Raw genomic sequence first — 11,003 nt, forward strand, 5'->3', positions numbered from 1 at the left:
ATGATACGAAAAGTTTTTTTTAGTTTCCATTATAAACGTGATTCACATCGCGTAGCGCAAATAAGAAACAGCCAAGTTGTCTCTAATGGTGATAAATTTCAAAGAACTCCTTTTTTGGACAAGGCGGAGTTTGAGCAGGTGAAACGAACCCAGGGCATTCAAAAATGGATCGATGAAAATATGAAAAACACGTCGGTCGTTGTTGTTTGTTACGGCTTGGAAACATCTATACGCCCTTGGGTAAAGTATGAACTTGAAAAGGCACATAGAGAAGGCCGTGGGATTGTGGCGATAAATACCAGTGGAATGCAAACATTGCAAAACTCCATAGATGCATCGGGAATTAACCCGCTTGTAACTGCCTTAGACGAAAAAGGGCTGCCCTTAATTCTAAATGATAAATATTTAAGCTACCATTGGATCAATGAGACTGGGCGAACTTATATAGGCGACTGGATCGAAAAGGCAGCTAAGCTGGCAGGAAGATAATATTGATTAACAATGTATATAACCCGAAACCATCTTGATATTTATCGTTCGCTGATAAGCGAGGAAAGCGCTCGTAGATTGAAGTCTAGGCCTCCAATACTCACAGAGTCAGCTAAAACTCCAAACCAGAGAACCATTTTTCTCTCTCATAGCCATATAGATAAAGATCTAGTGGAAAAAGTGGCTCTTTTTTTGCTAGATAAGGGAGCTAGTATATATGTTGATTGGCAGGATAGTAGTATGCCAATAGTAACGTCTGCAAAGACTGCTGACAACATAAAATCGAGAATTCGAAGTTGTGATGAATTTGTAGTATTGGCAAGTAACAATGCGTTAGAGTCTAAATGGGTACCTTGGGAGCTTGGCTTTGCTGATGCTAGTAAAGGCGTTTCCAAAGTTTATATCTTTCCCGTTGCGGACAATGATGGTACATGGAAAGGATCGGAGTATTTCGACCTGTATCAGAAGATTGAATTAGGCACACTACCGGCAACCAAGCGGTTTACTGAATTGGTTGTCAAAGAGCCTGAACATTCATTTGTTGCAAATTCTTTCAAATACAGATTCAAGCAAAATACCGATAATAGTACCTATTATGTGCGGTAAGCATAAACAAGTGGATAAATGCGTAATCAAACGCCCACGGATCTAGAATGGAAAAGTTATCGGCTCACGAGCTCTAGGCATGGGGGTTTAGTCTGAACTCATTATAGCTATTTCAGTTGATTCAAATTTCATTTTTCTCTTCGATTTAAAAAGCTTTATAGAATTGTTGTCGAGGATGGCGGAGGCACGGAGCCTTCAGTTCACGCCTAATAGACGGTTTTCAAATCTGCATGAACACTTTCTAATTCTTTAATGCTATATATTTTAACTAATTCGGATCTGGTGAATGATGCGGTCTGTATCTCCAATTCGCCCTTATACGCGCATTGCTAACTACTTAAATTATCTATCCGGTGCTTCAACTGAGAAATAACAGTATTCCACTTAGCATCATCGTCAGGATTACCTATAACCAAAAGCTTTTTAGAAGAATCTTTATCATTTTTGTAATTTTGAGAAGCCATTTGAAGGTCGTTTAGTCCTTCAATGATATCCCAACTGCATTCTTTTAGGTTTATAAAAAAGAGCTCTTTCTTCATCTTTCTTGCATTCGGTAACTCCTTAGTCATAATATAAGGTGTATTTAAAAAATCAGGGCTTAACATAAAAATTACGAGATCCGTGGCTTCTAATTCCTTTTCAATCTTACCATCCCAATCAGTACCATTTATAATAAGTCGGTCATGCCACACATCCACTACCCCCTTTTGCCTTAACGGTGCCAAATGAACTTCAAACCTCCTCATAAACTCCGAATCGTGTTTTGAATAAGAAATAAATAGCTTCTTCATTGGAATATTATCGACGGCTCGAAGGAATAGCTTAAAATCAGCCTTCCGGAAAATTCTGTCTTTGTAAAAGACTAATCCCATGTTAACTCCATTGCCGTCCAAATTATTTTGAGAAAGTACAGACCAAGGAATATAGTCTCCAAACGGTGTCAATACAAATTTAACGTTATCATAATGCTTAATCTTTGTTTCGATAAAATCCATAACCTTTTGCACAAATCGGTCACTTACCAAGTTTTTACTGAATCGGCTTAGCTTTATACTAGCTGTTGTAGGCGACCCTTTAAGTGTATTTGATTCACGCTGTAGACCAACCTCATCTAGATTTATAGATTGCAAATTAGGATCTCCATTTTCATCTTGCTCCTCTTCAAAATTAATCAGCAATAACCTTCTTGTAACCTTAGTGCTGTCAATTTCGCCGTTCTCATGCTCATACAAAATTACCTTATTCCTCCACACCACATATTCCCATTTTTTGTGCTCCCCTTCCTGAACTAAGTTGTCATAAAATTCAAGTATAACTTCTGTGATGATATTAATATGAAAGAACTCTCGGAATTGATATTTTACTAGTGGAGCATCAAAAGAATCAAGCAGTAAGCGCTCCGTATAGCTAAGGTTATCAAATAGATACTGGGGTGCTAGGAAGTTCTCTTCAAGTTTAGACAATGTTGGTGCGGATGAAGATCTATTTACTTTGAAGATGATTTTGTTATATAGCATAAAGCCCAACAGAAATTCAACATGAGTTACAATGTCATCCTTATCGTCTACTAAAACTGAACTCAACCTTCTTGTAGCCTCATTTCTCGTAAAATATCCCCCAGTAGCATTTAGCTCCGGGGAAAGGACAGTGTAAATCCAGGCGGTAAATGTCTCAAGGTTGGTTATAACATTGTTGCTTAACAAGTGCCTCTGATCATTGTTTAAATTGCTTTGGATAGCTAGCTTAGATTCCTCACTGTCCAACATTTCCAGATTAATGTAAAAACATTGCAACCGTTGATGGAGGTTTTCTGCTAGTTCTCGTGCGGATACAGTGGGATTATTTTTTGTGTCAGGATGCAGGTCTTTTAACTCCAATACGGGAAAAATCACCTTAGCATCTTTAAGCTTCCGCGCTATTTCATGCTCAGCTCGGCTTATAACATAGGTTTTCGAGAATCTCTCAAGTTCACCTGTGATCCAGTCGAAGATTTGCTCGGTTTCTTTCCTATCTGTTAAATGAAATTCTTTAATTTCCCGAATAAACGGATAACGGTTTTTTAAATATTTATTATTCAAATCTAATCCATCACTAACATCTGAATTAATATTTTGCAGCAAATTTAGCTGGATCTCATCATCAGACGTCTTATTCTCTTTATCAAAATACTTAACGCTACCTAGCCAATAATTAAGAGGGAATAAACGCTCTCTCTTATCATTGAATCCTAGTATATCTCTTTGTTCGTTTCCCCAGACCAAAACATAAAGAACATTATAGCCAAAAAAAGCAAAGTGTGTTCCGTGAAAATAGTCTTGCCCCCCGAAATCAAATCCTTGCACTTCAACTTGTTTACCAGCAGTTTTATGAGTAAAATAATTTATGCCATATGTACTTCCTTCCAGTGCCTTCTGTGCTCCGGTAAGAATATCCGCAAACGTTGTTTTTCCAGAACCAGTGTTTCCCAGCAATATTAATTTCGTTTTGGTAACGTGGATTGTATCGCTAATATCCAGTAAATTTATGTCGGCGAGTAAGCTTTTCCTTTTTTCCGCTGAATTCAGGTGCAGTTTGCTAATAATTGCTTCGTCGAATGAGTTGCCTTGTAATATAATGCCTCCCCTTCCCAACTCCCAGAATAATTCAAAATTATGCTCAATAAACGGCCTAAACTGCCTCAATTGGTTAATTCCGTTTCTGGACAAATTAAGTTCCTCCAGTTCAACGCAATTACTTAGCTGCATAGGTATGTTTTCAAGTTTGTTATCAGCTAAGTCTACTATGCTAAGTTTGGGTAGAGGCTTCCTAAAATTAAACTGATTTATTTCATTTCCCTGGGCAAAAATGTACATTAACATTCCAAAGGAATCAAGAAGATCCAGTTTTTTAAGGCGATTGAACCCAATATTTAGGAGTGTTAAGGCAGGACATTTGTCCAGTTTTAACGTTTCAACGGAGGATCGGGAAATGTCAATTTGCCTAAGATTTGGGAAGTATCCCGTAAATTCAACAACTTTTAGATTTATACAGTGTGAGACATTAACTTTCTCCAACAGTCGACTTCCATCCTTAAATATTACTGAATCCAGTAATGAATTATGCCTGATATCTAAAAAAGTTAATGAATCAAATCCAGTTAAATCAATTTGCTCTAATAGGTTTAGATTTTCCTTATCGGAATTATTTCCAAGATGTAATACTTTTAACTTACTTATTTTTGCTTTATTTTTTACATTTATCTTCTTCCAGTCAGACTGATTAATACCACAGTTTCCTAAATTTAGTCCCCAATATCCATCACTGTCTTTATAAAACGAAGGTATTCCTGTGGAAACTTTTAATGCATTAAACGAATCAACACTTTGTAAATATTCGAATCTATCCGGTAGTATTATTCCATTTATTTTCATTTTGTGATAGTATCTTATAAATTTGTTTATTTTTTAGATGAGGAAGTAATAATTTTTAGTCCCAGTTATATTAATTAATATCGAAATAATCTAATACCATTGTCATTAAAGTTTGCATCAGGATGAATATAATGGCGGCTACCTGAGGATACTGTGGATTCATCGAAGTTCCATGAAGCCCCACAGATAATTTTACTAGCATTAATAGATAGCTTCACATTTTCATGAGCAGAGTTGTAGTCATTGGCACTAATCTCTAAATCATCCCGACACCATTCCCATACATTTCCATACATATCATGCAGGCCGTAAGCATTAGGTTCCTTATAACCTACTGGCATGGTTTGCAAGTAACCGTTGGTATTAAACCAGCCCATCTCTTGCAAATTCTCGGTTTTTAACTTTGACGATATAGCAATCTCGGCGACATCTTTTCCTGAACAAGCAAATTGCCATTGAATTTCGGACGGCAGCTGAAATGACAACCCGTCTCGAAATTTCCGATTCAAGTACTGATGACTATTTATCTGATCAACGAAATTGTGGGCGTCATTCCATGATACACTATCGACAGGTCTATACTTTCCTTTGAAATAGGAAGGATTGAAGCCCGTGATTTTCTGGTAAAGCTCCTGAGTAACTTGAAAACAGCCTGTGTAAAATCCTGCATGTACAACTACTACTTTTTCAGCGAATCGAAAGATTCCCGGCTCGACCCAATTCAAGCTCGTATACTTTAAATTTAAAATTGAAGGGATATTTTCCATGGGACATGTTTTTGATATTCTGAACAATTCGTAGAGCAGTTTTCAAATATTATCATTTTACATCTTTTCTCAATTGGATGTTTAACAATTTTCTTCGGTCTGTTTAATAAAATGCTGCGTAGGCAGTAATAAATAACAAGTGGCATTTTCAACAAAGGTGTACATTCAATGCTGCCCCGGAAACAGAAAGCGGTAACCCACGATCCGAGCTGTATTGCGGGTAGCAAGAAATACCGATGCTAAGCTGACCTACAGATGATATGTTCGTGTAGAACTGGACTTACTGACAATATCCCAAATCTGTCTTGAAAACTATAACCTGAATATTAGTACACTTCCTTGAGGTGTTAAAGTAATTTAAAATGCCCGTCCCAAACAAACTCGAGCATTTTCAAGAATTCTCGAACAAACACAACTTTTTTCGAACAGAGAAGTACCAGCCTGACTCGCTTTCAATCCTAAGGCAAATTTACACAGGATAGGTAAATTCCATTCCAATAAACTAGATTCACAAATCGGCTCAGCATACGATTTCAAAGACACTGAAATCCGAATGAGCCGCCTGCTTTGCACGTCTGGCCAGATGTACGATTGTAATACAATCGCCGGTTGCTGCGCACCCGATCTGGCCTTCCCCTCCAAAGTCGGTCCAGGTTTGTGAAGGAGTTTTTAATGTTTGAAAGTGTAGATAGGATCGTGATGAAAGAAGAAAAATCGAACAAGACAAAGCTTGTACTCTTCCGGTTAACACCCAAAGAGTACGCCACATTGGAAGCCAAACGCGGTCGCACCACATGTCGGAAATTGAGTGAATTTTTGCGACTCTTGATTTTCAACCGACCGGTAACTGTGATCGAAAGGAACGGTTCACTAGATCAGATGATTGGCGAATTGTCGGAGCTGCGGGAAGAACTTAACCGGCTTGGCAACAACTTCAACCAGGCGACCAGACGCCTCAATGCGGTCAACCAAATTTCAGAATTCAGAAACTGGATCGCCAGCTACGAAGCCGAAAAGGCATTCCTGTTTTTGATCCTCGACAAGATCAAATCGCAAACCGATAAACTGGCAGATCGATGGTTGCAGTGATCCACACCAGCAGTCGGCTCCGGGCGGTGCTGCTATACAATGAGAACAAACTGGAACATGGACATGCAGAATGCATTTCGGCTATCAACTATCCCAAGGATGCGGATGCCCTGAGTTTTGATCAAAAGCTAAACCGGATTCAGCGGCAACTCGCTTTGAACAAAAGGACGAAGGTCAATACAGTTCACGTGTCCCTGAACTTTGATCCGTCGGAAAAGCTGAGTAAAGAACAGCTTGCGGAAATTTCGAAAGCCTATTTAAAAGGTATTGGATTTGAGAAACAACCCGCCCTCGTATACGAGCACCGGGATGCTGGTCACCCGCATGTGCATATAGTGACGACCAACATCAAAGCTGATGGCAGCCGGATCTCACTGCACAACCTGGGCAAAAATCAATCGGAGAAAACCAGGAAGGAGATTGAGATAGATTTTGGATTGGTAAAGGCACAAGATCGAAAGGCACAGGAGTTTGCTTTAAAGCCAATCAGCATTAAAGCGGCGTATGGAAAGTCAGAAACCAAGAAGGCCATTGCCAATGTGCTCGACAAGGTTCTGAACGAATACAAGTTTACCACGATGGGAGAATTGAATGCAGTGCTCAACCAGTATAATGTTGCAGCGGACATTGGCTCAGAGGGTTCGAGGATCAGAAAAAACAATGGCATCTTATACCGTGTGCTGGATAAAGATGGCAACCGGGTTGGCGTGCCCATCAAAGCAAGCGACTTTCATTTCAAGCCAACACATAGAAATCTGAAAGTGCGTTTTCTGTACAATGAAATGAATCCCAACCGTACGAAGGATTCGTTACGTGTTAAGAATAGTATAGATTTTACTTTGTATGGCAAACAAAACGTGTCATTGCCCAGGCTTATCAAAATTCTTGAAAAAGACGGGATCGATACGGTAACCCGAAAAAATGAAGAAGGTTTGCTTTACGGGATCACCTACATAGATCATCGTACGAAATGTGTCTTCAATGGAAGTACATTGGGCAAGCAGTACAGTGCGAAAGGTATCAAGGAACGATGCATCGAGGATCCTTTTCTTCTTCATCCGCAAAAGTCTCAAAGGATAGGGATGGATGTGGGCCAGGCAGCTAGTGCGGGTAATGTTTACCATGTCGGAAGTGGTAGTTCGTTGGAATGATAAGTTTCTTGACTCTTTGTTGTCTCCTGTTAAAGATAGCGAGTATATGCCGCATCAGTTGAAGAAGCCGAAACGTAAGAAGCAGAAAGGGTTTTCGATGGGATTTTGACTTATTGCATATTTACGCTTGCACCACAGCGCAACGAAAGGTACAAAGCAAAAAGTGACGACTGCAAATCCATGCGGCTATTTACCGCGGCTATCGCCGCTCCTTAAACCGCCTATGGATTTGCAGCCAAGGGGTGAACCCCGTCACTTTTTGCTTTGAATAAGGATGAGCGATTGCGCTGTTCGTTAAAAACAATAGTTTTCAATTGTCTCGTTTGCCGAGCGGGGGGCAAATCGAAATTTTGGCCTAATCTAAAACCTCTAAATCTTGGTCGACAAATTATCTAACTTCGCCCAGAGCTCAGAACCATAGATATTGATGCAATGCAGTGAGTCAGTCGCACAGCCGGGAAAGGATTAGTAAGTCTTTCATGGCGTTCACAATATAGAAAGAAGACCGCGCTACTGGAAATCTATATTTCTGACTTTAACTTCCCAGGACTCATTCCCCAACAGATTAAACAAAGCAAACTAAATTTAGCGAAAGTACCAGAACATAAACCGCCTTAATTAAAATGATATATTTACTAATCGACAATGCTTCTCTATTAAATTTAATTCACGATGACTCCGAAGAAGATTATGTAGGATTATTGGAAACCCTAGTTGAAAATCAGACGATTGCTCTATTTTCACATCAGACACTCAATGCAGAATGGCAAAATCATAAATATGACTGGCAGAATCGTTTTCCAAAAACGGAAAGTGGTCCCATAGTGTCAGGAGAACAAACAAGCATTCCGAGTAGAATGCAACGTAATGTAGATAAACTCGATACTCTGCTACTAAATGTAAGAGAAACGTTTTTAACAAATCAAGGGTTAGAGCAAGAGTCAATCTCTCGCTTCAAAGCTAATCAAGCACCTTTTAGGAAAGGCAGCTTGAAAGGTCTCAATGACTGGAATATTCTTGGCAGCCTTTGTTACTACTGTGAACAACATATTAAAGATGAATTGTATTTTATATCTCACAATCATACAGATTTTGCAGACCCAACTAATCCATCTGAAATAGATCCCACAATAGCAGATCGATTTCCATCAGTCAAAATAAATTATTATAAAAATTATTCGGACTTTTTTAAATCAATCGAACTAAGAACGAATAAAAGTAGTCTCGTCAACGATATTCGTATTAAAGTAGGCAAATTTTCATTTGAAAAATCAGATTTATCATCTAAAAAGAAACCAAGAATAATCCAAAGTCTCCATAACATTTTTGAGAAGACTTTCGAAGAACTTACGCATATCCCACCAAGATTTTTAGTTAAGCTTTATCCATTTTCGAAGTCAATTTCAGATGAGGCAGTTTATAGAAATTTTTCTGTTGATACGCCAAACGAAACATTGATACGATTTTTCGAAAGTCTTCAAATGGTCAATCAGAAAATTATTATCTATGATGAGTGGTTCATCAAAAACTGCGAAAAATATCAAGAAAAGATCGAGATAATCATTAGTAGAATAAACGACTGTTTGATTTATTCAGTTGGGAATATAAAAGATGAAAAACATGCAAAAGTTCTAAGGTTTCAAAATTCAACTTTATTAAATACTGATGAAAATTACTATTCTTTTTCTTTTAACAAAATCTCTACCAAGGAATTTCCAGAAAAAGAAATCGACAGAAATAAACTAAAACGGGCATACTTCTACTTTCAGCTCGGTGACCTTTATAGCGCATATATACTTATTAATGATGTTCGAAAAAGGTCAAAGAAAAATAAAAAGTATCTTACTTATCTCATCGCAATATTTAATTTAGGTCAACTATACGAATCCATCCGATGGTCGTATTCAACCGATAATCGCTTCTCAAGACACATTCTTGAACAGCTATCCAAGATTGATGTAGACGAAGAAATAAATAAATTTAAATACGAAACGCACACTGAAATTGCAGAAATGCTTGAAGGATACAAATGCTTCTATCATACGTTAGAAAAAATATCCAAAACCGCAGCAAGCATAAATGCCCAATATCAAAGTCAATTAATTGGCGGCAGAGCAAACAACAACTTCTCTCAGGAATTAATAAGCCATTTCTTGCACCTAGATACATTTTTTTCAGAAAATGGAGTACTCTTCGACCATTACTCAGACTATAAAGAGCTTTTTGAAAGTGTTTTTCGCGGGTTGATTGCATCGATTGCAATTAAGAAAGGTCGTGGCAGTCGCTTAGAAGCACTTGATGATTATCTTTTGATTAAAATCATAACATATTGTGATCGAGGGACAATAGTCAGCCAAATGAACCATTATAGACTTAATCGACTACCATACGAATCAGAGGGTGGACAATTCTCATTTAACCAATTGGTTGAAAATTTCTTTTGCAGCATTGAGGACGAAGAATTTATGGCAAGAATTAGTGCAAACCATAAGTTCATGGAGAAAATTCGAAAGTATTTAGAAAATTTCTTATTACTAGGATCATACGTTGATCTCAAAGAAGACGACACCTCTTGGTTTGTTGAAAGATCAATCAAGATGTATATTACCAATAGTCAGTTTTCACGTTTTTCATACAATCTATCTCAGCTAATTTCAAAAAGAGGCAGATTTGCTAAGAATGATATTTTAATAGATTTGGTAAAGTATTGTTTGGAGAATTTGAACGGTGAAAGTGTGTCGTTAGTAAGCGAGTCATTAGATATTTTGCTAGATAAGGGTTACACAATTGTTGAGGATAGCCTAATATCTAATTTACTTAGCCTTGAAAATAATCAGTTTATTAAACCACTAATTTATAATGAATTGCTAGTTCAGTTGTCTGGTTTGACATCTAGCCATATTCAAGAAGAGATAGTTAATACAATAATATCTAGATCATATCAGCCTAAATCAGCTCATATTACGTGTCTTGCACTTGCCGATGATATCATCGCATTCTCTGAGGAAGAATTTGTTAATCTTATAGACACTTTAGACTTAGAAAATAGATATCCAATAGATAATGTTCTATTTGCCACAAAGGAGCCAATATTTAAATATAGAGAAGTGGATCATTTTATCAATACATGCTTTGCAAAGAAAATTCAAACTAATAGTGATAAATTTCAAGATATTAGTCAGCTTAATGAATATTATAAATGGCTGTTGGACATGGACAATTTTACTTACGAACAGTTTGACGCGGAGTGGATTCTCCATCTTAATACAAGGCATTGCTTTGACCGAATGGCATTGAGTAAGCCATTACTGAGATACCTTTATGAGAAGAAGAGTGATTTTCAAGATTATCGAATTGAGTCTGCTATTAGCGAAATTTTTGGCCGCCTCATCTAGGTGAAGTACTCCCTATTTTCAAGACCAGCGATTGGCTATTGTTAATTTAGATTAAGCGGCATTCAGATAAAGGGTTATGGGTTTCTTGCGGTCAAT

The 11,003-nt window shown here is 37.7% G+C and carries 7 protein-coding genes; 5 read left to right on the forward strand and 2 right to left on the reverse strand.

Annotated features, from left to right (window positions below):
* Positions 1–489 (forward strand): TIR domain-containing protein, encoded by a 489-nt coding sequence (locus tag LZD49_RS17205; protein ID WP_234668803.1) that lies wholly within the window; start codon positions 1–3, stop codon positions 487–489.
* 12 nt (positions 490–501) lie between these two features.
* Positions 502–1,095 carry a toll/interleukin-1 receptor domain-containing protein gene (locus LZD49_RS17210; protein ID WP_234668804.1) on the forward strand — a complete coding sequence of 198 codons (594 nt, stop codon included), beginning with the start codon at positions 502–504 and terminating at the stop codon, positions 1,093–1,095.
* 329 nt (positions 1,096–1,424) lie between these two features.
* Here LZD49_RS17210 and LZD49_RS17215 read toward each other — a convergent pair whose 3' ends face one another.
* On the reverse strand, positions 1,425–4,505 hold the full coding sequence (locus LZD49_RS17215) for a TIR domain-containing protein (RefSeq protein ID WP_234668805.1): 3,081 nt from the start codon (positions 4,503–4,505) through the stop codon (positions 1,425–1,427).
* A 74-nt stretch (positions 4,506–4,579) separates the two neighbouring features.
* A complete protein-coding gene (locus tag LZD49_RS17220) occupies positions 4,580–5,272 on the reverse strand; it encodes a formylglycine-generating enzyme family protein (protein WP_234668806.1) in 693 nt (230 codons plus the stop codon).
* 699 nt (positions 5,273–5,971) lie between these two features.
* On the opposite strand from LZD49_RS17220, the gene LZD49_RS17225 reads away from it, so the two are divergent.
* The 3 genes from LZD49_RS17225 (at position 5,972) to LZD49_RS17235 (ending at position 10,907) form a co-directional block, all read left to right on the forward strand.
* Complete coding sequence (locus tag LZD49_RS17225; RefSeq protein ID WP_234668807.1) at positions 5,972–6,361, forward strand: plasmid mobilization protein; 390 nt, start codon at positions 5,972–5,974, stop codon at positions 6,359–6,361.
* Positions 6,349–7,512, forward strand: coding sequence for a relaxase/mobilization nuclease domain-containing protein (locus LZD49_RS17230; protein WP_234668808.1), 1,164 nt, complete (start codon positions 6,349–6,351; stop codon positions 7,510–7,512). Before LZD49_RS17225 ends, LZD49_RS17230 begins: the two co-directional genes overlap by 13 nt.
* A 623-nt stretch (positions 7,513–8,135) precedes the next feature.
* Positions 8,136–10,907 (forward strand): hypothetical protein, encoded by a 2,772-nt coding sequence (locus LZD49_RS17235; RefSeq protein ID WP_234668809.1) that lies wholly within the window; start codon positions 8,136–8,138, stop codon positions 10,905–10,907.
* Positions 10,908–11,003: the final 96 nt, after the last annotated feature.

The organism is Dyadobacter sp. CY261 (genome assembly GCF_021440085.1).
In the GTDB taxonomy this organism is placed as follows: domain Bacteria; phylum Bacteroidota; class Bacteroidia; order Cytophagales; family Spirosomataceae; genus Dyadobacter.